Origin of the sequence: Prodigiosinella confusarubida (genome assembly GCF_002847015.1) — a bacterium.
Lineage (GTDB): Bacteria > Pseudomonadota > Gammaproteobacteria > Enterobacterales > Enterobacteriaceae > Prodigiosinella > Prodigiosinella aquatilis.
Genome location: NZ_CP025085.1, coordinates 3,091,845 through 3,114,727 on the forward strand (window position 1 = coordinate 3,091,845; position 22,883 = coordinate 3,114,727).

Annotated in this window: 19 protein-coding genes, 1 tRNA gene, 1 other RNA gene and 1 riboswitch; of the genes, 8 read left to right on the plus strand and 13 right to left on the minus strand. The window is 46.3% G+C overall.

Translation table 11 applies throughout. The annotated features are described in order from the left end of the window. Positions 1–15: 15 nt before the first annotated feature. Positions 16–339, plus strand: coding sequence for an HI1450 family dsDNA-mimic protein (locus CWC46_RS13915; protein ID WP_021015954.1), 324 nt, complete (start codon positions 16–18; stop codon positions 337–339). A gap of 87 nt (positions 340–426) precedes the next feature. Here CWC46_RS13915 and oppF read toward each other — a convergent pair whose 3' ends face one another. From oppF to CWC46_RS13945, 6 genes are all read right to left on the minus strand, one after another. Further along, positions 427–1,434: a murein tripeptide/oligopeptide ABC transporter ATP binding protein OppF gene (oppF, locus tag CWC46_RS13920; RefSeq protein WP_021015953.1), complete on the minus strand. Its 1,008-nt coding sequence runs from the start codon at positions 1,432–1,434 to the stop codon at positions 427–429. Next, positions 1,431–2,420 (minus strand): ABC transporter ATP-binding protein, encoded by a 990-nt coding sequence (gene oppD, locus CWC46_RS13925; RefSeq protein ID WP_416354407.1) that lies wholly within the window; start codon positions 2,418–2,420, stop codon positions 1,431–1,433. The genes oppF and oppD overlap by 4 nt, the downstream gene beginning before the upstream one ends. Positions 2,421–2,437: 17 nt before the next feature. Further along, the gene (gene oppC / locus CWC46_RS13930) at positions 2,438–3,346 is read right to left on the minus strand and encodes an oligopeptide ABC transporter permease OppC (protein ID WP_021015951.1); all 909 of its coding nucleotides are present in this window, start codon (positions 3,344–3,346) and stop codon (positions 2,438–2,440) included. Positions 3,347–3,359: 13 nt separating this feature from the next. Beyond that, complete coding sequence (gene oppB / locus CWC46_RS13935) at positions 3,360–4,280, minus strand: oligopeptide ABC transporter permease OppB (protein WP_021015950.1); 921 nt, start codon at positions 4,278–4,280, stop codon at positions 3,360–3,362. Positions 4,281–4,368: 88 nt separating this feature from the next. After that, entirely contained in the window at positions 4,369–6,006 is a 1,638-nt protein-coding gene (oppA, locus tag CWC46_RS13940) for an oligopeptide ABC transporter substrate-binding protein OppA (protein ID WP_021015949.1), read from the minus strand. Positions 6,007–7,155: 1,149 nt separating this feature from the next. Continuing rightward, positions 7,156–7,800, minus strand: coding sequence for a YchE family NAAT transporter (locus CWC46_RS13945; RefSeq protein WP_037381742.1), 645 nt, complete (start codon positions 7,798–7,800; stop codon positions 7,156–7,158). Between the two features lie 519 nt (positions 7,801–8,319). Between CWC46_RS13945 and adhE the strand changes: the two genes are divergently transcribed. Continuing rightward, complete coding sequence (gene adhE / locus CWC46_RS13950) at positions 8,320–11,019, plus strand: bifunctional acetaldehyde-CoA/alcohol dehydrogenase (RefSeq protein WP_021015947.1); 2,700 nt, start codon at positions 8,320–8,322, stop codon at positions 11,017–11,019. Positions 11,020–12,584: 1,565 nt separating this feature from the next. Continuing rightward, positions 12,585–12,992 carry a histone-like nucleoid-structuring protein H-NS gene (gene hns / locus CWC46_RS13955; protein WP_021015946.1) on the plus strand — a complete coding sequence of 136 codons (408 nt, stop codon included), beginning with the start codon at positions 12,585–12,587 and terminating at the stop codon, positions 12,990–12,992. Between the two features lie 130 nt (positions 12,993–13,122). Here the strand turns inward: hns and galU are convergent, their stop codons facing one another. The 3 genes from galU to rssA form a co-directional block, all read right to left on the minus strand. Continuing rightward, positions 13,123–14,025, minus strand: a complete 903-nt coding sequence (gene galU, locus CWC46_RS13960; protein WP_021015945.1) for a UTP--glucose-1-phosphate uridylyltransferase GalU — start codon at positions 14,023–14,025, stop codon at positions 13,123–13,125. 199 nt (positions 14,026–14,224) lie between these two features. After that, positions 14,225–15,241: a two-component system response regulator RssB gene (gene rssB / locus CWC46_RS13965; RefSeq protein ID WP_021015944.1), complete on the minus strand. Its 1,017-nt coding sequence runs from the start codon at positions 15,239–15,241 to the stop codon at positions 14,225–14,227. 72 nt (positions 15,242–15,313) lie between these two features. Beyond that, positions 15,314–16,216, minus strand: coding sequence for a patatin-like phospholipase RssA (gene rssA, locus CWC46_RS13970; RefSeq protein WP_021015943.1), 903 nt, complete (start codon positions 16,214–16,216; stop codon positions 15,314–15,316). 127 nt (positions 16,217–16,343) lie between these two features. Here rssA and CWC46_RS13975 point away from each other — a divergent pair, with 127 nt between their 5' ends. The 4 genes from CWC46_RS13975 to CWC46_RS13990 all read left to right on the plus strand — a co-directional run bounded on the left by CWC46_RS13975 (position 16,344) and on the right by CWC46_RS13990 (position 18,148). Beyond that, positions 16,344–16,811 carry a YchJ family protein gene (locus CWC46_RS13975; RefSeq protein ID WP_021015942.1) on the plus strand — a complete coding sequence of 156 codons (468 nt, stop codon included), beginning with the start codon at positions 16,344–16,346 and terminating at the stop codon, positions 16,809–16,811. A 77-nt stretch (positions 16,812–16,888) separates the two neighbouring features. Beyond that, a complete protein-coding gene (gene purU, locus CWC46_RS13980; protein ID WP_021015941.1) occupies positions 16,889–17,737 on the plus strand; it encodes a formyltetrahydrofolate deformylase in 849 nt (282 codons plus the stop codon). Positions 17,738–17,888: 151 nt separating this feature from the next. After that, positions 17,889–17,973 (plus strand) — tRNA-Tyr (locus tag CWC46_RS13985). A 46-nt stretch (positions 17,974–18,019) separates the two neighbouring features. Then, positions 18,020–18,148: non-coding RNA, RtT sRNA (locus tag CWC46_RS13990), on the plus strand. A gap of 67 nt (positions 18,149–18,215) precedes the next feature. Here the strand turns inward: CWC46_RS13990 and CWC46_RS13995 are convergent. Next, on the minus strand, positions 18,216–18,836 hold the full coding sequence (locus tag CWC46_RS13995; protein ID WP_021015940.1) for a trimeric intracellular cation channel family protein: 621 nt from the start codon (positions 18,834–18,836) through the stop codon (positions 18,216–18,218). 21 nt (positions 18,837–18,857) lie between these two features. Then, positions 18,858–18,954: riboswitch (glycine riboswitch) on the minus strand. Positions 18,955–19,187: 233 nt separating this feature from the next. Between CWC46_RS13995 and xthA the strand changes: the two genes are divergently transcribed. Further along, the gene (xthA, locus tag CWC46_RS14000) at positions 19,188–19,994 is read left to right on the plus strand and encodes an exodeoxyribonuclease III (protein ID WP_021015938.1); all 807 of its coding nucleotides are present in this window, start codon (positions 19,188–19,190) and stop codon (positions 19,992–19,994) included. Positions 19,995–20,033: 39 nt separating this feature from the next. Here xthA and CWC46_RS14005 read toward each other — a convergent pair whose 3' ends face one another. The 3 genes from CWC46_RS14005 to CWC46_RS14015 all read right to left on the minus strand — a co-directional run bounded on the left by CWC46_RS14005 (position 20,034) and on the right by CWC46_RS14015 (position 22,880). Continuing rightward, positions 20,034–20,336, minus strand: a complete 303-nt coding sequence (locus tag CWC46_RS14005; protein WP_021015937.1) for a DUF1496 domain-containing protein — start codon at positions 20,334–20,336, stop codon at positions 20,034–20,036. Then, positions 20,333–22,255, minus strand: a complete 1,923-nt coding sequence (locus tag CWC46_RS14010; RefSeq protein WP_021015936.1) for a DNA topoisomerase III — start codon at positions 22,253–22,255, stop codon at positions 20,333–20,335. The genes CWC46_RS14005 and CWC46_RS14010 overlap by 4 nt, the downstream gene beginning before the upstream one ends. Positions 22,256–22,328: 73 nt before the next feature. Further along, positions 22,329–22,880, minus strand: a complete 552-nt coding sequence (locus tag CWC46_RS14015; RefSeq protein WP_021015935.1) for an NAD(P)H nitroreductase — start codon at positions 22,878–22,880, stop codon at positions 22,329–22,331. Between the last annotated feature and the right edge of the window lie 3 nt (positions 22,881–22,883).

The following is a 22,883-nucleotide window of genomic DNA, read 5'->3' on the forward strand; positions in this document are numbered from 1 at the left end:
TCACAGGAATGTTGTATGGATTTAAATAATCGTCTGACCGAAGATGAAACCCTGGAACAGGCTTACGATATTTTTCTGGAACTGGCGCCAGAAAACCTGGACCCGGCAGATATTTTGCTGTTCAACCTTCAGTTTGAAGAGCGCGGCGGTGCCGAGTTATTTGATCCGGCAGAAGATTGGCTGGAGCATGTGGATTTCGATCTGAATCCTGATTTTTTTGCCGAAGTCATTATTGGCCTGGCAGAACATGACGGTGAAGATATTAATGATATTTTTGCCCGCGTTCTGATTTGCCGAGAAAAAGACCATAAGCTTTGCCATATTCTATGGAAAGAGTAATCCAGGTAAATAATCATTCATATAAGCGTTGAAAACGATTGCACTGTTCTTGAAAGTCGAGCCGGGATTATCCCGACCCGGCTTATTTCATTGTGGCAGAGGGTCGACTTTCAAACATGAAACCGCATGGCGAAAACTACCCTCCAGCACGGGGCGTGTTTTAACACACTCCGGTCCGGCAATCGGGCAGCGGGTACAGAACACACATCCAGTCGGTGGGTTAATGGGTGAAGGAAGGTCACCTTCCAGCAACTGAATCTGCTTATTCCGCTCTTTATCCGGATCTGGAATCGGTACCGCCGACATTAACGCCCGAGTGTAAGGGTGCAGTGGATTATGGTACAGCTCATCATAAGTGCCCAGTTCTACCGCATGGCCCAGATACATGACCAACACCCGGTCAGAGATATGTTTAACCACAGATAAATCATGCGCAATAAAGATCAATGATAATCCCATTTCACGCTGCAACTGCTGCAACAGATTCACTACCTGTGCCTGAATTGATACGTCCAGCGCCGACACGGGTTCGTCGCAAATGATCAGTTTTGGCTCCAGAATCAGCGCTCGGGCGATCCCGATTCGCTGACACTGTCCACCGGAAAACTCATGCGGATAACGGTTGATCAGGTTTGGCAACAACCCCACTTTCATCATTATCGTCTTAACCCGATCCTTGACGTTCTGGCGGGATAACTTCGGATGATAGGTACGCAGTGGTTCAGCAATAATTTCCCCGATGGTCATCCGTGGGTTCAGCGAAGCCAGCGGATCCTGAAATATCATCTGGATATCGTTGCGCACTTCCCGCCACTGTGTATTTCCCATCCCCAATAAATCGTTACCCATCCAGGTAATACTGCCACCGGTGGCTTTCACCAGACCGATAATGGCGCGGGCCAGTGTGGATTTGCCACAACCGGACTCTCCAACGATCCCCAGCGTTTCACCTTGATACAATCGCAGAGTGACGCCATCGACTGCTTTCAAGCGCATTGGCGGCTGCCAGAACCACTGCTTTTCATCCCGGACATCAAAATGAACTTTCAGCTCGTCCACTTCAAGCAGGATTTTTTTATCGTCCATCAGGCTCATAGCAACTCCTCCACGCGTCTAAAACAAGCGCGCAGTCTACCTTCTCCAAATGGTGTCAATGCAGGTGGCTGATTGCAACGTTCCTGCGCATAAGGGCAACGTGGTTGGAAAGGACACCCTTTCGGTAAACGCAGCAGATTAGGAGGATTACCTGGAATAGTGGCCAACACTTCATTTTCAGCATCCAGACGAGGAACCGCATTAAGTAAACCGATGGAGTAAGGATGAGTCGGATTATAGAACACCTCGCGCGCTGTACCGTATTCCATAGTACGTCCCGCGTACATCACCAATACCTTGTCACAGATACCGGCGACTACGCCCAGGTCGTGAGTAATCATAATGATAGCTGTATTAAATTCACGCTTGAGCTCATTAAGCAACGTCATGATCTGCGCCTGCACCGTCACATCCAACGCCGTGGTGGGTTCGTCAGCGATCAGTAGTTTTGGGCGACATAACAACGCCATGGCAACCATCACCCGTTGGCGCATCCCACCAGAAAATTCATGTGGATACATACGCATACGTTTTCTGGCTTCTGGCATTTTCACCGCATCCAACATCTGGATTGATTCTTCAAACGCTTCACTCTTGCTGAGCTTCTTGTGCAGCATCAGCACTTCCATCAACTGCTCCCCTACTCTCATATAAGGGTTAAGCGACGTCATCGGATCCTGAAAAATCATGGCGATTTCTTCAGCACGTAGCCGGTTCAACTCACGCTCAGGCAGATTCAGAATTTCCCGTCCATTGAAACGCGCCGAACCAGTAATATGTCCATTGGTGGCCAGCAATCCCATCAGAGCAAACGCGGTCTGGGATTTACCCGAACCAGACTCGCCAACAATCCCCAATGTTTCACCTGAATTCAGCGTAAAATTAAGATCATTCACGGCGGTCACATCACCATCCGGCGTATCAAAAGTTACGCGCAAATCTTTTACGTCCAACAACACGTCCTGGGGCTCTGACGTATTCATCATGGTCATGAAGCGTCTCCTTAGCGATCTTTCGGATCGAGGGCATCGCGCAAGCCATCGCCGATAAAGTTAAAACAAAACAAGGTGATTACCAGAAACCCTGCCGGATAAAACAGTAACCAGGGTGCAACCTCCATCGAGTTGGCACCATCGTTCAGCAGTGCGCCCCAACTACTTAGCGGTTCCTGCGTACCTAAGCCAAGGAAACTCAGAAAGGATTCAAACAAAATCATGCTGGGAACCAGCAATGATGCATATACCACCACCACACCCAACACATTGGGAACGATATGGCGTAATACAATCCCGCGCGTGGATACGCCACAGACCAGTGCGGCCTCGATGAACTCTTTGCGCTTAAGGCTCAGAGTTTGCCCACGCACAATTCGCGCCATATCCAGCCATGACACCATGCCAATAGCCACAAAAATCAACAAGATATTCTGACCAAAAAATGTCACCAACAGAATGACGAAAAACATAAATGGGAAAGAATTCAGAATCTCCAGCAGACGCATCATTACCGAATCGACTTTACCGCCAAGGTAGCCGGACACCGCGCCGTACAACGTCCCCACGACGACTGCAATCAGTGCTGCTGCCACACCCACCATCAGGGAAATCCGGCCGCCGATGGCAACCCGTACCAGTAGGTCGCGACCCGATGAATCCGTACCAAAATAGTGTCCGGAAGCCAGATCCGGCGCACTAGACATCATGTTCCAGTCAGTATCGGCGTAATTAAATGGCGAGAGCATCGGCGCGAGAATGACAAACAGGGTAATGAGTATCAGAACGATCAAACTGGTCAATGCCGCCCGGTTATGTATAAAACGACGCCGGGCATCCTGCCATAGACTGCGCCCTTCAATTTCAAGTCGTTCACTAAAGCTATCTACTGCCTCAAGGTTACGTTTATTCCAGAACATCAGCTCCCCCGGTTCAGTAACGGATCTTCGGATCGATAACGGCATACAGCACGTCAATGATCGCATTAAACAGAATGGTCAACCCACCCACCAGGATGGTAAGACTAAGCACCAGCGAGTAGTCGCGGTTCAATGCCCCGTTGACAAACAACTGGCCGATACCCGGCAACCCGAAAATGGTTTCTACCACCATCGAACCGGTAATAATCCCGACAAATGCCGGCCCCATATAGGACAGTACCGGCAACAGTGCCGGTTTTAGTGCATGGCGGAAAATAATATGTCGCATTGGCAAGCCTTTGGCCCGGGCGGTACGAATAAAGTTGGAATGCAACACTTCAATCATTGAGCCACGAGTAATACGAGCGATACTGGCGATATAGGCCAAAGACAGTGCCACCATCGGCAAAATGACATACTTTGGTGCCCCACCATTCCAGCCACCACCTGGTAGCCAATGCAGTGTGATGGAAAAAACCAATACCAATAACGGCGCCACCACAAAGCTGGGAATCACCACCCCGGTCATGGCAAATCCCATTACGGTATAATCCCACTTGCTGTTTTGATGCAGTGCTGCGACCACGCCAGCGCTCACGCCCAGAACCACAGCCAGCAGAAAAGCCGCCAGCCCAAGCTTGGCGGATACCGGAAAGGCACTTCCCACCAGATCATTCACCGAATAATCTTTATATTTGAACGACGGTCCGAAATCCCCATGCGCTAACTGCCATAAATAATCACCATATTGTTTAATCATGGGATCGTTAAGGTGATATTTGGCTTCAATATTGGCCATGACTTCGGGAGGAAGCGTTCGCTCTCCGGTAAACGGGCTGCCGGGTGCCAATCGCATCATAAAAAACGAAAGGGTAATCAAGATGAACAATGTTGGAATTGCTTCAAGACATCGACGAAAAATAAATTTTAACATTGACCTTACCTATAAAGCCGGTCTGAAAGTTTAACGTTAATTACCAAAACCAAACGGGACTGCGTGGTAACACAGTCCCGTAGGAATATTAATGTTTGATAATGTAAAGGTTCTTAACGTAGACATTATCCAGCGGATCTTTACCGGTTAAGCCACCCACATAGGGTTTCACCAAGCGGGTGTTGGCGTAGTAGTAAACCGGAACAATCGCGGCATCTTTTTCTAACCGTATTTCCGCTTGTCGATAAAAATCGGCCCGTTCATCTTCGGTTTTGGCCGCCATTGCTTTTACCATCAACGCATCAAACACCGGGTTCTTGTAATGGGCGGTGTTGCTGCTGCTGTCGGAAATCATAATGTTCAGGAACGTGGACGGCTCGTTATAGTCCGCACACCATCCCCCGCGGGCCAGGTCATAATTCCCCTGATGACGGTTATCCAGGAAGGTTTTCCATTCCTGATTATCCAGTTTTACCTCAACGCCAATGTTGTGCTTCCAGATAGACGATGCTGCGATCGCCATCTTTTTATGCAAATCGGAAGTATTGTACAGCAGATTAAACGTCAATGGTTTTGCGGCAGTATAACCGGCTTCAGCCAGCAATTTTTTCGCTTCAGTATCGCGTTTTTCCTGTGTCCAGCTAAACCACGCCGGCGCGGTTAATTTCAGACCGTCAATATAAGGCGGGGTAAAACCATAAGCCGGAATATCACCCTGATTTTTCACTTTGTTAGTGAGGATATTTTGGCTCAGACCTAAAACCAGCGCCTTACGTACTCTGGGATCGTTGAACGGTGCCTTCTGATTATTAATTTCGTAGTAGTAAGTGCAAAGATAAGGATTGACTTTAACTTCGTTCGGGATCTCTTTTTTCAACTTCTGGAACAGTTCTATTGGCAGATAGTTATACGTCATGTCGATTTCACCGCTGCGATAGCGGTTAACATCAGTCACTTCAGATGAAATAGGCAAATAGGTAACTTTGTTAATCACAGTGTGGGCGTTATCCCAGTAATACGGATTACGTACCAGCACCATTTTTTCGTTAACCACCCACTCTTTCAGCTTATAAGCACCATTGCCAACCCAATTTTCTGGCCGCGTCCATTTTTCACCAAACTTTTCGACAACGGCTTTATTTACCGGGAAAGTCGATGGATGAACCAACAATTTATAAAAATATGGAACTGGTTCGCTCAACGTCACTTCCAGCGTATGGTCATCCAGCGCTTTTACACCCAGCGTATCCGGGGATTTTTTACCGGCCACCACATCATCAATATTGACAATATGACCAAACTGCAAATAACTGGCATAAGGCGAGGCGGTTTTCGGGTCGGAAACACGCCGCCAACTGTAAACAAAATCTTGAGCGGTAACCGGATCGCCATTAGACCAACGGGCATTTTTACGCAAGTGGAACGTCCAGACTTTAAAATCCTTGTTATCCCAGCTCTCCGCCACCCCCGGTGCCGGATGACCATCAGGAGAAGTGACCAGCAAGCCTTCCAGCAAATCACGCGATACATTGGACTCAGGAACCCCTTCAATTTTGTGTGGGTCAAGTGAAGAGACTTCAGCACCATTATTACGCACCAGTTCTTGCTTGGCTGCCAATTGCACACCGGCTGGCACATTAGCAGCCCAGGCAGAGGCACCGGCAGACGCCCCCAGAACTGAGAGAATCCCGACGACAAGTCGTTTTTTTGTTGTTTTAGTTAACATTATTATCATGCTCCTGTATTTACTATTAGCGCACCAATAAGCGCCACATAACCCTGCTTAAAGCACCAAACGTTTGACATCAGAGGAACGTATCTGGTGATTTCAACATTTAGTGATTGAGAGATCGTCTATTTATATAGCATCTGACCGATTACCGACTGTACATCACTTAAAATAAGGCAGTGATTGTCTGAGGCAGGCGGGGTCAGAAATGTCATTACGCATCTCATCTGCTGCCAGAAATCAACAGCGTATATATGTCCTTCCCTACCTATAGAAAGGTGATTAAATACTCAAAATACATCTTTATAATATCGCAGTGACACATGCCATCTTTTCAAGAAAACACAAAGCGTTTTGGAAGCCATGGGCTGCCGATATCCGTTTCTGGGAAGCCACAAAATCAGAGATACTGTTATCTATCATTTGCCCTGTTATCTAATCTAGTACAAATATGTTTTCCATAAAATTAACTTATGCATAACTACAGTATGAAAAGTAACGGTTCCGAACGTATCAAAAGAATTCACCTGCGCCAATAGATTTTATATGTTGTTACTTAATTTTCTTTTCTATCCTCATAACGATACACCTACCTTAGATTACTAACAGCAACGCTGTTCTGATGAATTCCACAAATAAGTAAATTGCTTATTTTTTAGATTATAACTTTAATATACAACACATTGACAACATAAAATTTACACACATGAAATAAAACAATATATTATTCTTTGTCGTAAAACTGTGATCATAGCAGCACAAAAACGTAGATTTGTGAAAAAATTAACAACATGCTGGGTATGGGCGACAAGGATAGATTGTTCAACATTCCTCAGTTCACGTAAGTATCAATGTCTTAACGGCATGAGAAATAGATAAGATTTTTTTATCTTAATATCCATGGTAAAAATAATGGGAAGGCAGGATATAATCAGACCGTTGACAAACCTACGTATAGCGTCAGAACGGTGATAATGAGAGAGAAGAGTAAAGCATCCGCGCCAGGGATGGCGCGGCTTGAGCTTACAGGGAGGTACTTGCAGCGTCTTTACGATCTTCTCATTATCGCCGCTATATAGACGTTGTCATCAAACTCATATAATCCTGCCTGATCATCAGAGGACATAATTAAAAGAGAGAAGAAAATTAAAGCAGTCCAGGGAAAATGGCTTTTATGCCTGTCACAATAAACTCAATGCCCAGAGACATCAGTAGTAACCCCATAATACGGGTGACAACGTTGATTCCCGTCTGTCCCAATACTTTGACCAAAATAGGTGCCACACGGAATAACAGCCAACAGCAAAAAGCAAAAATGGCAATCGCCAGAGAAAGTCCAAATAAATTCAACCAGCCATGATACCGGGAACTCCATACAATGGTTGAACTGATAGCGCCAGGCCCGGCCATCAAGGGTAAAGCCAGTGGCACAACACCAATGCTTTCACGATTGGCAGTTTCCGTTTTTTCTTGCTTATTCTGTTTATCTTCCCCTAATTTACCGCTGATCATTGACATCGCAATGGTGACCACCAATATTCCTCCGGCAATACGGAATGAATCAATAGAAATTCCGAACAACCGCAGAATACTGTCGCCAAAGAAAAGAGACCCCCACAGAATACCGACGACTGAAAGATTGGCGGTCAAATTGGTCTTGTTACGCCCAATCGTCCCTTGATAATTAGTCATGCTAATGAAAACAGGCAAGATACCAATAGGGTTGATCAACGCAAACAACCCGATAAAAAACTTGATATAGCCGGAAAAATCTAACATGGACTGCATCACAAACTACCTCAAATGGATTAATGTGAAAGCTAGGAACCTTCGCGGCGCTACTGTAATGTAAGTAATGGCGCTAATCCATTACTTGATAGACATCTCACCTGTCATTTTTTCTCTATTTTCGATATAAACAGTGAAAGATTGCATTTGATGATGCTGATTGTTTTATCTACAGATGCACAATGTTGATAATGATTCTCATAAACGCGCTGCTGAATGGAGTCAGCATGGATAATTTTAGATAGAGATCACAAAATTACTCTCTGTAAGTCGGTATGCTTCTTCTATAGCAAAGGACGGAAACCAGTAAGACATTCATAGACAGGAATTAAAACTATTTGGGAAATTGAAAGAGAAAAAAGGGAAACTACCAAGCTCTTTGAGTCAATGGAATAAGGACTAATGACACAAGTAATCCATAAGACTTTTGTCATCACCGTATAATCAAGTGTGATTATCTATACTTCTTACTTGTTCGACAGACCATTGACTGAAAGAATTTAACATTATCAGGAGAGCACTATGGCCGTAACAAATGTTGCTGAACTTAACGCACTGGTCGCACGCGTGAAAAAAGCACAGCAGGAATTTGCTAACTATTCTCAAGAGCAGGTTGATAAAATTTTCAGCGCTGCCGCACTGGCTGCCTCGGACGCTCGCATACCGCTGGCAAAAATGGCTGTCACTGAATCCGGTATGGGGATTATTGAAGACAAGGTCATCAAAAACCATTTTGCCTCTGAATATATCTACAATGCTTATAAAGATGAGCAAACCTGTGGTGTCTTATCTGAAGATAAGACCTTCGGAACAATCACCATCGCGGAACCTATCGGTATTATTTGTGGTATCGTTCCTACGACCAACCCGACGTCAACCGCAATTTTCAAAGCATTAATCAGCCTGAAAACCCGTAACGGCATCATTTTCTCCCCTCACCCACGCGCTAAAAACGCGACTAATAAGGCCGCTGATATCGTGCTGCAAGCCGCTATCGCTGCAGGCGCACCGAAAGATATTATCGGTTGGATTGATGAACCTTCTGTTGAGCTTTCCAATCAGTTAATGCATCACCCTGATATTAACCTGATCCTGGCTACCGGTGGTCCTGGCATGGTGAAAGCCGCATACAGCTCAGGCAAACCGGCTATCGGCGTCGGTGCGGGTAATACCCCGGTCGTCGTTGACGAAACCGCTGATATCAAACGTGCAGTCGCCTCCATCTTGATGTCAAAAACCTTTGATAACGGTGTTATCTGCGCGTCTGAACAATCCGTTATTGTGGTAGACAAAGCTTATGATGCCATGCGTGAGCGTTTTATGACTCATGGCGGTTACATGTTGAAAGGCAAAGAATTGGAAGCCGTTCAGGGTGTTTTACTGAAAAATGGCGCACTGAATGCAGCTATTGTCGGCCAGCCCGCGCCTCGTATTGCGGAAATGGCAGGTATCACTGTTCCAGCTGAAACCAAAGTGTTGATCGGCGAAGTCACCAATGTTGATGAGTCCGAACCTTTTGCTCACGAAAAACTCTCCCCTACGCTAGCTATGTATCGGGCCGATGATTTCGAAGATGCCGTCGTCAAAGCTGAAAAACTGGTGGCTATGGGGGGGATCGGTCACACATCCTGTCTGTACACCGATCAGGATAACCAGACTGCGCGGGTTAATTACTTCGGCGACAAGATGAAAACCGCCCGTATTCTGATCAACACCCCAGCATCCCAAGGTGGGATTGGGGATCTTTACAACTTCAAACTCGCACCGTCATTGACATTAGGTTGTGGTTCTTGGGGCGGTAACTCCATCTCCGAGAACGTCGGGCCGAAACATCTGATCAACCGCAAAACAGTCGCTAAGCGAGCAGAAAATATGTTATGGCACAAGCTCCCCAAATCAATCTACTTCCGTCGTGGCTCTTTGCCAATCGCACTGGAAGAAGTGGCAACAGATGGTGCTAAACGCGCCTTTATCGTGACCGATCGCTTCTTGTTTAATAACGGTTACGCTGATCAGATCGTTGATGTACTGAAAAATTGCGGATTAGAAACCGATGTCTTCTTCGAGGTGGAAGCTGATCCAACGCTGAGCATCGTTCGCAAAGGCGCCGAACAGATGAATTCGTTCAAACCCGATGTCATTATCGCGCTTGGCGGTGGTTCACCGATGGATGCTGCCAAAATCATGTGGGTCATGTATGAACATCCTGATACCCACTTTGAAGATCTGGCATTGCGCTTTATGGATATCCGTAAGCGTATCTACACCTTCCCGAAAATGGGTGTAAAAGCGAAATTAATCGCGGTCACGACAACATCCGGCACGGGTTCTGAAGTGACACCGTTTGCGGTAGTTACCGATGATGCCACTGGTCAGAAATATCCGTTAGCAGACTATGCACTGACACCCGATATGGCGATCGTTGATGCCAATCTGGTTATGAACATGCCAAAATCCTTGTGCGCTTTTGGTGGCCTGGATGCCGTTACCCATGCACTTGAGGCTTATGTTTCTGTCCTGGCGAATGAATATTCCGATGGTCAGGCTTTACAGGCGCTGAAACTGCTGAAAGAAAACTTACCTACGAGCTACCACGAAGGCGCAAAAAACCCGGTCGCCCGTGAACGTGTACATAACGCGGCCACTATCGCCGGTATCGCTTTTGCCAACGCCTTCCTTGGGGTATGTCACTCCATGGCGCATAAACTGGGATCTGAATTCCATATCCCACATGGTTTGGCTAACGCCCTGCTAATCTCAAACGTGATTCGCTACAATGCCAATGATAACCCCACCAAACAGACAGCATTTAGCCAGTATGACCGCCCACAGGCTCGTCGTCGCTATGCTGAAGTGGCTGACCATCTGAAACTCGGCGCTGCGGGTGATCGTACCGCACAGAAAATTGAAAAACTGCTGATCTGGCTGGACGAAATAAAAACAGATCTGGGCATTCCAACGTCTATTCGGGAAGCTGGCGTGCAAGAAGCCGATTTTCTGGCCAAAGTTGACAAGCTTTCCGAAGATGCGTTCGATGATCAGTGTACCGGCGCTAACCCACGTTATCCGTTGATTTCTGAATTGAAACAGATCCTGATGGATACTTACTATGGTCGCCCATTCACTGAGCAATCTGGCGCAGGCAACAAGCCAGCGGTTACACCTGTCGCGACTGCGCCGGTAAAACAACAGGAAAAGAAAGCGAAAAAGTCCGTTAGTTAATCATGGACAATAATGTACTGATTTAACTTGCTAAAAAAGCCCTGTTTTCTATGAAAGCAGGGCCTTTTTGTTTCTGTATGGTGATTCTTTGTATCTGTAGAATCCTTCTACTGATACACCATAATTCCCGATGGACACCAACATCCTGCCATAGGCAATAAAACGCTGTAAAACGCAACATAACGCGCTTATTGCTTTCTACATATAGACCCCAAGCTTAGACCGTATAAATCGTTTCTGATGCCTATTCTGAAAGGTATATCAACAATCTACCCACATCACCGACACGGCTAATCCGTTACAGACCAGCTACCGACAAAATGATAAGGGTGGTTAATACATGGCCAAATTATCTGTTACCAACAAACCAAGTCCGCAATAAAATAGCGGCTGATATTTATCCATAACGCTGAAAGTCTGAGTCAGGTTGGTCCAAAAAATTTTCCTGTTATCAGGAACACGCTTCCATACCGTCCGTGCTCCCAAACGTAACGAATGTTAATTTATGCACCCGTAATCCAATAAACAAATAGGCATGCCGAGCCTTAAAATAAGGTCAATTATTAATATGGAAAGTTAAGGTTTCCAGATGAATAACCACCTATTAAGCGCCTTGCTCCGACCAGTCGTAATATACGTTTATAATGCTCATAGTAAACAAGTTTGTCGCTTTCATTCCCCCTGATACGGGACTGTCCACCATCAATATCAACCCACACCGAAGCATCCAGAGTAATACATTTACCCGCAACCGCCCCCTACAACACGCCGTTTTAAGTTCAACTCTTCGACAATGCCAGCTAATAAATAATGACTATCACTAAATGGTTAGCAACAAAAGCCACTGCCTGTACCATACAGAAAATGGAAATACTCAATGTGCTACAGCATCTGACTACCCGTAAAAATTACCAACCTTCGCCATATCAATTAACACGGTGAATAGTTTGCTGGCAATACGCTTTCCTCAACAGATCAAATAACATCAACCAACACTTCAAACGATATTTCTGATGATTAAGAGGCCAGGTCACTGGTCTACTTACCCATATCGACCTGATAATCTAATTCGTTTTACTGCCGCTAAACAGCCATATCCCTCGCCTGTCAGTTATAGGAAAATAACAATAGCATCATGAGTTTTCTGTGTTTCTTTGTTTGAATAGAAATAAAACAAGAACACATTGTACCGTACTCAAAAGCCCCCAGATGCCACGATAAGATCGTTAAAACTTGTTGAAACATCGTCACATCAAACCAGTATCATGTCAGTATTATCCTATGGATTCGTCTGATAAACGTTCATCCACGCAGAAGATAAACAATTCCAATAACGTTTCCCTCTGTAAACTATATGCCCGGCGTTAACTGATTTGATACAGACGACATCTGTAACGGAATGTATTACGAACTTCCACAACTTTTATATTGAGTAGTCATAACGTGATTATCGTTTTAAATCTGCCAAATTTTATCATTATTACAAATCTACCTATTGCAGAAAATAAAATAGCGCTCTATTATCTTACCACTGCCACCAATAATATTATTTTGAGATTAAAACAATGAGCGAAGCACTTAAGATTCTAAACAACATCCGTACTCTGCGTGCCCAGGCAAGGGAATGTAGTCTGGAGACTTTGGAAGAAATGCTGGAGAAACTGGAAGTCGTAGTTAATGAACGCCGCGATGAAGATAACCAGGCTCAGGCAGAAATTGAAGAACGTACACGCAAATTACAGCAATATCGAGATATGTTGATTGCTGATGGTATTGACCCGAACGAATTGCTACAGTCACTGGGGTCTGCCAAAGTTGCAGGTAAAAGCAAACGTGCTGCACGTCCAGCCAAATATCAATATACGGATGAAAATGGCGAACTAAAAACTTGGACCGGTCAGGGTCGTACACCTGCAGTTATCAAGAAAGCCATTGAAGAACTGGGCAAATCTCTGGATGATTTCCTACTCTAATCGATATTGGAATAAATTCTGTTTTTTAAAATACCTCCTGTCAGACAGGGGGTATTTTTATATCATACGACTAGTCGTTTTTATCCCTCGGCAAGGTACTATGCCAAGGGATAAAAGGATATTATTTGACTTATTTGTTAATCGTTTCTTTCAGCCATTGTGTAAATTCATTGCCTAGCGTGCCATGCCGCATACCATATTCAACAAAGGCAGACATATAACCAAGCTTATTACCACAATCGTGACTGATACCTTTTAGGTGATAAGCATCAACCGTTTCTTTTTCCATAAGCATGGCAATGGCATCAGTAAGCTGAATTTCGTTTCCTGCACCAGGAGGTGTCTTTTTCAACAGATCCCATATCTGGGCGGAAAGGACATAACGGCCAACAACAGCTAAATTGGAAGGTGCTTCAGATGCTTTTGGTTTTTCAACAATACCGACCATCGGCGCGCTATCACCAGGTTTCAACTCTCGCCCCTGACAATCTACAACTCCATAGCTGCTGACATTATCTACAGGCTCGACCATAATCTGGCTGTTTCCCGTATGATAAAAACGCTGCAGCATTTCACTCAGGTTGTCGTTATTCAGATCGGATTCGTATTCATCAATAATCACATCTGGCAAAATAACGGCGACAGGCTCATCACCAACTAATGGATGTGCACAAAGTACTGCATGCCCTAACCCTTTTGCCAATCCCTGACGGACTTGCATAATAGTCACATGCTCTGGGCAAATAGACTGAACTTCATCTAATAGCTGACGCTGAACTCGCTTTTCCAGCATGGCTTCCAGTTCAAAGCTAGTATCAAAATGGTTTTCAATAGAATTCTTGGATGAATGGGTAACCAGAATAATTTCGTTGATACCTGCTGCAATACATTCGTTAACAACATACTGAATTAAAGGTTTATCTATCAGAGGTAGCATTTCCTTAGGGATAGCCTTGGTTGCAGGGAGCATTCGTGTTCCAAGTCCAGCCACGGGAATAACCGCTTTTTTTACTTTTTTATTAACAATTGACATAAACAACCTCGTATATCTTGTTCAAATAATAAGCTTTATTTATCCGGGACGTAAAATAGCGAAAGTATATCAGCTTCAATGGACAATACTCATCCAACCTAGCGTACTGACAAAATAGAACATCAATAAGTGACATAATAGGAAATAATAACGGCAAAGCCACATAAACTGCAGCAAACAGACCACAGTGACTATCAGATTATTCTGTAGAAAGCATCAAGCGTAGTCGCCCACCGCTCCCCCATATTTGACATTGCCATGACTCACAATGATAACTGAGCTGATTCAGATAAGCGCCGTTCATCGTCCCCAATGGAACACCACTGTTTAGTGCCAGCTGATTCTCGTTTACGTTTAACGTGGCATGCAAACCAGCAGAAATCAGAATCAATCTATTTAGTTCTCGATGATAATAACCCACCAATAGTGGAAACTGGCCTTTTAGGCTGGCTTTACGTAACAGCTGATTTACCTGCTTTAGCAGAATAGGTAACTCTGGTAGCCGTCGTCGCTGGTGAGCCAAATGCTCCTGCAGCAATTCATTAAATAGAGTCCGCAATAATAATGCAGCCAGGACCCCATTATTATTGACTCCCTGGGTAACATCCAGGCAGTAGAAAGCCAATTCGTTTTCAGATAATGCAGCAATATCCAATACCAGCCCAGAATGGTCTGCTACGGTGAGTTGGCGATAATTGATCCGACATCCGGCAATAGTTTGCTGTACCGGCGGTTGTAATTGTTTAAGCAGTTTAATCGCGGCCGTTGGTGACTGATTCAGGGAATCCATGTCCTGCATTAATTGTTCCACTTCATTAGCCTGGGACATAAACATATCAGGATATAGACAGGACATCACGGATTCACGCAAGCGTGAATAGTCACGAATCGGTTTTAACAGCACATCCTGCACACCTAGACGTAATATTTTTGCGACATCAGCCATTTGACTTGTCGCTGAAACGACGAGAATGGGTGTAGTCGCATCATGTAATCTCAGACGCTCAACAAATTCAAATCCCCCCATTGTGGGCATATTGAGGTCACAGATAATCAAATCAGGTGGATGATGCGCTGCCAGACTTAGTGCTTTCAAGCCGTTTCCAGCTTCATGAATATTGGCTCCCAGTGATGTCAAATAACCCGCCAGCACAGAACGGAAAACAGCTTCATCTTCGACGATTAAAATATGTTTACCCGTTAGTGGTTGTGCCATTGGCGACCTCTTTCTCCCAACATATTTATTGTTACTCTTATTTTTTGTCTCAGGTTCACAGCCAAGCGAACTTTACACGGATCCATCTATAAGTAGTAACAACTCATCCCTTTTTTTTTCAACTGCCAGCCGTCCCGCATCAATAGCCTCTTGCGCACGGTGAAAATCAAGCGTAGAGATTTGAGGGCAATGGGGTTGAATCAGTATATCGGGAGGGTCACCCGCCATACGATTCATCTTGAGACGGTTTTCCAAGATATGGATAGACGTACTCATGATCTCCATAGCGTTAGGTATGTTTCCTGGCGTCCGTCGCAAACTGCGGGTTAACCGATCACGAATTCGTCGGGGCCAGCCTCGCAAGCGTCTATCAGTCTCATTTCCTATTAGCTTCTCTGACATGAGGTCATGGTGTCTCAAATTGGCATCATGTTGTAAATCAACGGCAATAACCACATCCGCCCCCATGGCCCTAGTCAACGAAACCGGAACCGGATTGACAACAGCCCCATCAACTAACCAGTAGCCATTAAACAACACTGGAGATAGCAACCCTGGCATGCTGCATGAGGCTCGGATAGACAGATGTAGATCTCCTTGCGTCAGCCACAGCTCTCTGCCAGTACTCAGATTAGTCGCTACAGCTCCGTATTTGATGGCACAGTCTTCAATATATCGTGTATCAAGCAAGTCTCTTATATAATTGAACACCCGATCACCTCTCAATAACCCTCCTTTACTCCAGGAAAAATCCATCATCCGAATAACATCCCAATAGCGGAAACGGCTGACCCAACGTTCCATGTCGTCCAGATGATGCGTAGCATATGCCGCACCAACCAATGCCCCAACCGAGCAACCAGCCACGATTTCGATCTCCACTCCCATATCCTTCAATGCGTTAATCACTCCGATATGAGCCCACCCCTTTGCCGCTCCCGAGCCTAGTGCCAGACCGACTTTTACCTTCCGCATGGTTTTGCCTCCATCTGTTTTCATTCTAGCTTACATTGCTACTTTCAGGACTTTGAGTAACATACGAGATGCCTTATTGAGGCTTTCTCATTATTTCAACGTTATACCAAGTCTTGTAGGAGATATTGTGTCGGAATGTTGCCCGTGTGGTAGTGGTCAGTCGAATGAAACATGTTGCCAACCCTATATAAACCAGATGATTGCTGCTCCCAATCCAGTCTTATTGATGCGTTCACGCTACACAGCCTATGTTAGACAAGATGTAAATTACCTGATCTCGACCTGGCACCCCGACTGCCAAGCAGAAAACTGGCGCAGTAGCATTACCGAAAGTTGTGCAGACACTCACTGGCTTGGTTTGACGATCATTGCCCAGACACCCGGTAAAAATAAGGATGAAGGATACGTTGAATTTGCAGCACGCTACACCCCAACCCAGACACCCCGGCATTTGATGATCATGCGAGAACGCTCGCGCTTCCTTCGTTATGATGATCGCTGGTACTATGTCGATGGTGTTCATCTACAGACTGGCAGAAATGACCGTTGTCCATGTGGTTCCGGCAAAAAATACAAAAAATGCTGTGGACAGTAACATCTATAGGCAGAGACTCCGGTGCGATATAGCGATACAATCCGCCGATTTACGTTTTAGACAGGATTCACATTTCTATGCAATCCCATAATATACAAAGAAAAGTATTACGTACTATTTGCCCTGATGCGAAAGGGCTGATCGCTAAAATCACCAACATTTGCTACAAGCATGAACTTAATATCGTGCAAAACTCAGAATACGTAGACCACCGAACGGGTCGTTTCTTCATGCGTACAGAGCTGGAAGGTATTTTTAATGATACAACCCTGCTGGCCGATCTTGATGGCGCATTACCGAAAGGTTCGATCCGAGAACTGAGTAGTGCCGGCCGCCGCCGAATTGTTATTCTGGTAACAAAAGAAGCACATTGTCTGGGTGATCTGTTGATGAAATGTGCTTATGGTGGTCTGGACGTAGAAATAGCCGCAGTTATTGGCAACCATGATACCTTGCGGTCCCTGGTCGAACGTTTCGACATTCCGTTCCATCTGGTCAGCCATGAAGGGTTAAGCAGAGAAGAACACGACCTCAACATGATCGCTCAGATCGACCAGTTCAAGCCCGACTATGTCGTGTTGGCAAAGTATATGCGCATACTGACGCCGGCTTTCGTACAGCATTACCCGAATCAGGTCATTAATATTCACCACTCTTTTCTACCTGCCTTTATCGGTGCACGCCCGTACCATCAGGCTTACGAAAGAGGAGTAAAAATCATTGGCGCCACAGCGCACTATGTCAATGACAGCCTTGATGAAGGTCCGATCATCATGCAGGACGTTATCCATGTTAATCATACTTATACGGCAGATGATATGATGCGTGCCGGTCGTGACGTGGAAAAAAATGTATTAAGTCGGGCACTCTATCAGGTGCTGGCACAACGCGTATTCGTTTACGGTAATCGCACGATTATTCTGTAATTCTTACAGCTACGTTATTTTTCGCTCACAAGACCGACAGATGGCATAAAAAATCGGCAAACAGCTCTGTTTCTGCTGTTTCCGTCTTTACAGGGGCGCGACATTTGATATGATGCGCCCGCTTAACGCGAAAGACGATTTTTAGGCCAGTGGTGGGGTTCCCGAGCGGCCAAAGGGAGCAGACTGTAAATCTGCCGTCACAGACTTCGAAGGTTCGAATCCTTCCCCCACCACCATCTCAGGTATACTCCAGCACTCCCCCCTGTAGAGACAATTCAGAAGGTTCCCATGTGAAGGGGAAGGTGAAGAACCTTCGCCAAGGTTCGACAAAACCGTAGGTTTTGAACAATGCCTATGCATTGGCCCGCAGGGCAAGGAGCGCAGCGACGCGTAATCCTTCCCCCACCACCATCTCAGATATACTCCAGCACTCCCTCCCTGTAGAGACAATTCAGAATGTTCCCAACGCTTGCCAGCGCTACTCTTTCCAGCGTCCCGGTATATAGGAGAATACCGGCAATTTCCAGGACCAGCGGATAGCGGCCAATCGCACAACCAAACCGATAACAAATGAGATTAATTGGTTGACGTCATGATTGAAAGACAGTTTCCCCAATCCCAAATAAATCAAGGCAACCAGTAGCGATACACTGGCATACAGTTCTTTGCGCAATACAAGCGGCGTTCGGTTACAGAAGATATCCCGCAGAATGCCACCGAAGATACCAGTGGTAATCCCGGCCATCACCACGACAGTCACCGAGTACCCTAGCCCCAGAGCAACATTACAACCGATGATGGTAAAAGCGATCAACCCCATGGCATCCAGTACCAAAAACAGTTGCTGTAGATGATGCATAACCCGGGCAATAATAATAGTGAACAAACCAGCCCCGATGGTGAGGTAAATATAAGCCGGATGTTGTGTCCAACCGATGGGGTAGTTTCCCAGCAGGATATCCCGCACGGTGCCGCCGCCTAACGCCGTGATGAAGGCGATAAGAGAAACGCCAAAGATATCCATATTACGACGTCCGGCGGCCAGCGCCCCCGACATACTTTCCGCAGTGATGGCAATCAGATAGATGTAGGTCAACACACAAGAACCCCTGTGAAATGCGCCCCTCCCTCTGTCCTGTTTACCTGAGAGTTTAGCAGCCAACGCTGCTTGCCCCTTCGGTGGATTACCTGAGCAATCTCTCTCCAGTTGGCATCAATGGAATTCGCAGTATGGCAGCCTGAGCGATTATGGGAGTTTGCGCCTTCGGCGGGGTACTAAATTTAGTGCCCTCTCTCCTGCGAGTCGCGGAGTATACGGGCTCCGATAAAGGTGTTCAACCAACCATCAGTGATTCTTATTACAAAAAATACGCCTTCACACCCTGTGTCGTGACTCTGTGTACCGGTTTCTGCTAACATCAGTGCACATTCTTTAACAATGGCAGCGAACATGAAGTTTGTTTCTTTTAATATCAATGGGCTGCGAGCCAGACCACATCAGCTGGCTGCACTCATCGAACAGCATCAACCTGACGTTATTGGCTTACAGGAAACCAAAGTTCATGACGACATGTTTCCACTGGAAGACGTTAGCCAGTATGGCTACCATGTTTTTTACCATGGTCAGAAAGGGCACTATGGCGTAGCGCTATTGACCAAAAATAAGCCACTGGACGTAAGACGCGGATTCCCCACTGATGAAGATGACGCGCAGCGGCGTATCATCATGGCTGATATTGCAACATCCCGCGGCAAACTCACCGTTATCAATGGTTATTTTCCTCAAGGTGAAAGCCGTGTTCATCCAGTGAAATTCCCGGCCAAAACCCGCTTTTATCAAGATTTGCAAGAATATGTTGAACAGCATCATAAAGCCGATCAGCCGCTGATTATCATGGGGGACATGAATATCAGTCCAAGCGATCTGGATATTGGTATTGGTGAAGAAAATCGCAAACGCTGGCTGCGGACAGGCAAATGTTCATTTCTGCCAGAAGAGCGTGAATGGATGGCTCGTTTACAGAATTGGGGGCTAGTTGATACATTTCGGGCCGCTAACCCAGAGTCAAATAATCAATTTTCATGGTTTGATTATCGTTCCAGCGGCTTCGACACTAACCGCGGACTGCGTATTGACTTGATATTGGCAAGTCAACCGTTGGCGGACTGCTGCACCGGAACCGGTATTGACTATGTCATCCGGGCAATGGATAAACCATCCGATCACGCACCAATATGGGCGGAATTTTCACTTTAAACCAATAATGGCCTGCGCATTTTGTGTTAAGGCCATTGCTTATTTGACTATCTGCCATATCAGGTTATTGGTACCCAATGACTGTTTGTCCCTCACGCATTGCAGCAAAACGCCTTCCGCTTTCAATACCGCACCTTCCGAATAGCTTTTATTCTGATAAATGCAGCAACTCATGCAGTTGGTGGGCACTTCACGTGATGTACTATTCCCGTTTCCCCAGACCACTTGTGGAGGCACGGGTACCACAATGTCAGTATTCGTTTGGCCCGTCTGATTGGCCTGAACCAATGAAGGCAGCATCGCAGCTGCACCGACAACGAACAGAAAAATAAACCGTCTCATGGATGTTGTTCCTTTGCTTTAGACTGTGGCTTCCGCCGTTTTTTCCCGCTCACCTGTGCAGGTGGCAATCCTTTAAACGCAGTAATATTACCGCTCTGTTTTGCCTGCTGAATCAACTCATATAGCGACTGAGTCAACGGTTGCATGAAATCCTGATAGCGGCAGTGCTTTTCACTGATTTGTGTCAACGTCGCCTCCCAATGCGCTGTCATGTCCGGATGTGCCGCGCTGGGTGGTAATGAATGAATCAGAGCCCTGCCGGTTTCACTGGCGTGAATATAACGCCCTTTTTTGATTAGGAAGGCCCGTTTGAACAGTAACTCAATAATACCCGCTCGCGTGGCTTCCGTCCCTAACCCATCGGTAGCACGCAGGATCTTCTTCAGCATTTTATCTTGTACAAACCGGGCAATCCCGGTCATGGCTGAAAGCAACGTCGCATCAGTGAAATGACGTGGTGGTTGCGTCTCCCGCGCCACGACCTCTCCTCGTTCGCAAAGTAATTCATCGTCTTTGGCAACAACAGGCAACGGCATTCCTTCATTCTCTTCATCCCGTTCTTTGCCACCCAACAAGGTTCGCCAGCCCGCTTCCGCCAAAAAACGCGCTTTAGCCACAAACTTTCCCCCGGCAATATCCAGCTCGATAACACACTTGCGGAATACAGCATCCGCGCAAAACTGCATCAGATATTGTCGGGCGATAAGACCATAGACTTTGCTTTCATTATCAGTCAGCACCGTGCGGGTACTGCGTGCTGTTGGGACGATGGCATGATGCGCATCGACTTTACTGTCGTTCCAACAGCGATTGCGTCGTTCACTATCTACTGCCGGCTGAGGCAACAAATCTGGCTGATGCGTGCCAATCGCCTTGAGTACCGCATGACGTCCGGCAAAATGCTCTTCCGGTAAATAACGGCTATCAGATCGAGGGTAAGTGATCAACTTATGGGTTTCGTATAGACGCTGGCAAATATCCAGCACTTGCTGGGCACTAAGCCCAAAACGTTTGGCCGCTTCAATCTGCAACACAGACAGGGAGTATGGCAACGGCGCCGTTTCTGATTCCCGTTTATCACTATAGCTCGTAACAGTGGCTGGCTGCCCTTCGATGCGTTTGACCACATGTTCGGCCAACGAACGATGTAACAAACGGCCCTCTTCATCCTGATAAGGCTCACAGGACTCACTGGGTTGCCACAGTGCGATAAAGCGTTCGCCAGCAGGTGTCAGAATATGGGCTTTTACTTCAAAATAATCTTTGGGTACGAAATGCTCAATCTCCTCATCGCGCCGGACCACCAGTCCAAGAACCGGCGTCTGGACGCGGCCAACAGACAACACACCGCTATAACCGGCGTTTCTTCCCAACAATGTATATGCCCGGGTCATATTGATGCCATATAACCAGTCAGCACGCGAACGAGCCAGTGCGGACACACATAATGGGATAAACTCCCGGTTTTCACGCATCCGGGAAACTGCACGCTCCACGGCTTGTGGGTTAAGATCGTTAATCAGACAACGATGTACATGCTGTCGCTTTTCATCCGAAAGTGAAAGATATTCCAACACTTCATCCACCAGCAACTGCCCTTCACGATCCGGGTCGCCAGCATGAATAATTTCATCCGCCTGCGCCAACAGCCGTTTAATGGCATTTAACTGCTTGCTGACCGACGGACGCGGCTGTAACAGCCATTTTTGCGGAATAATCGGCAGGTCAGCCAATGTCCAGCGCGTATAGCGGCTGTCATAGGCATCCGGCTGTGCCTGTTCCAGCAAATGCCCGATACACCAGGTAACAACATCGTGCTCACCACAGGCGATATAGCCATCACCGCGCCGATGTGGCTTGGGTAGAACATCAGCAATCGCACGAGCAAGGCTGGGCTTTTCGGCAATAAACAGTCGCATTTTTCACCGCAATACAGACAGTCATTTCTTGTAAGCCATCTTCATAAAGGAATGAAGATGGCATTGATAATCATCAGAAATAATTAACAAACTTTTTCGTGTCGAGTGGCGTTACCGTTAGGGAGGCTTTGAGTTGAGGTGTACCAAGGTAAAGGAAACCGACAATCTCATCCTGCGGTCGACAACCAAATGCCTCACGTACCAGATTGTGATGAGTCCAGGCACCACTGCGCCAAATGCCATTAAACCCCTGGGCTTGCGCGGCCATTTGCATAGCATGAACGGCGCAACCAGCCGAAACCACTTGCTCCCACTGAGGAACTTTGGGGTTTTCTTCACAGTGCGCAATCACGGCAATGATCATTGGCGCCCGAAACGGAGACTGACGGGCTTTTTCTATAACCTCTTCATCCAGTCTATCCTGCTGTGCAGCCTGCGTCAGTACAGCACTAAAACGGGACAGCCCCTCATCCTGAATAATAAAAAAGCGCCAGGGTTGCAGCGCGCCATGGTCGGGAGCCCGCATCCCGGCATGAATGATATTATCAAGCGCATCGCCGGATGGTGCAGGGGTAATCAATCGAGATGCCGAACGACGATTTAGTAATAATTCAAGAGCATCCATCAC

Bases quoted from the DNA above. Each gene is read 5' to 3' on its own strand.
- adhE (WP_021015947.1), top strand. From the start codon at position 8,320: ATGGCCGTAACAAATGTTGCTGAACTTAACGCACTGGTCGCACGCGTG.
- purU (WP_021015941.1), top strand. From the start codon at position 16,889: ATGCAATCCCATAATATACAAAGAAAAGTATTACGTACTATTTGCCCT.
- CWC46_RS14010 (WP_021015936.1), bottom strand. From the start codon at position 22,255: ATGCGACTGTTTATTGCCGAAAAGCCCAGCCTTGCTCGTGCGATTGCT.
- CWC46_RS14015 (WP_021015935.1), bottom strand. From the start codon at position 22,880: ATGGATGCTCTTGAATTATTACTAAATCGTCGTTCGGCATCTCGATTG.
- oppB (WP_021015950.1), bottom strand. From the start codon at position 4,280: ATGTTAAAATTTATTTTTCGTCGATGTCTTGAAGCAATTCCAACATTG.
- CWC46_RS14005 (WP_021015937.1), bottom strand. From the start codon at position 20,336: ATGAGACGGTTTATTTTTCTGTTCGTTGTCGGTGCAGCTGCGATGCTG.
- galU (WP_021015945.1), bottom strand. From the start codon at position 14,025: ATGTCAATTGTTAATAAAAAAGTAAAAAAAGCGGTTATTCCCGTGGCT.
- CWC46_RS13915 (WP_021015954.1), top strand. From the start codon at position 16: ATGGATTTAAATAATCGTCTGACCGAAGATGAAACCCTGGAACAGGCT.
- rssA (WP_021015943.1), bottom strand. From the start codon at position 16,216: ATGCGGAAGGTAAAAGTCGGTCTGGCACTAGGCTCGGGAGCGGCAAAG.
- rssB (WP_021015944.1), bottom strand. From the start codon at position 15,241: ATGGCACAACCACTAACGGGTAAACATATTTTAATCGTCGAAGATGAA.
- hns (WP_021015946.1), top strand. From the start codon at position 12,585: ATGAGCGAAGCACTTAAGATTCTAAACAACATCCGTACTCTGCGTGCC.
- oppA (WP_021015949.1), bottom strand. From the start codon at position 6,006: ATGTTAACTAAAACAACAAAAAAACGACTTGTCGTCGGGATTCTCTCA.
- oppF (WP_021015953.1), bottom strand. From the start codon at position 1,434: ATGAGCCTGATGGACGATAAAAAAATCCTGCTTGAAGTGGACGAGCTG.
- xthA (WP_021015938.1), top strand. From the start codon at position 19,188: ATGAAGTTTGTTTCTTTTAATATCAATGGGCTGCGAGCCAGACCACAT.
- oppC (WP_021015951.1), bottom strand. From the start codon at position 3,346: ATGTTCTGGAATAAACGTAACCTTGAGGCAGTAGATAGCTTTAGTGAA.
- oppD (WP_416354407.1), bottom strand. From the start codon at position 2,420: ATGATGAATACGTCAGAGCCCCAGGACGTGTTGTTGGACGTAAAAGAT.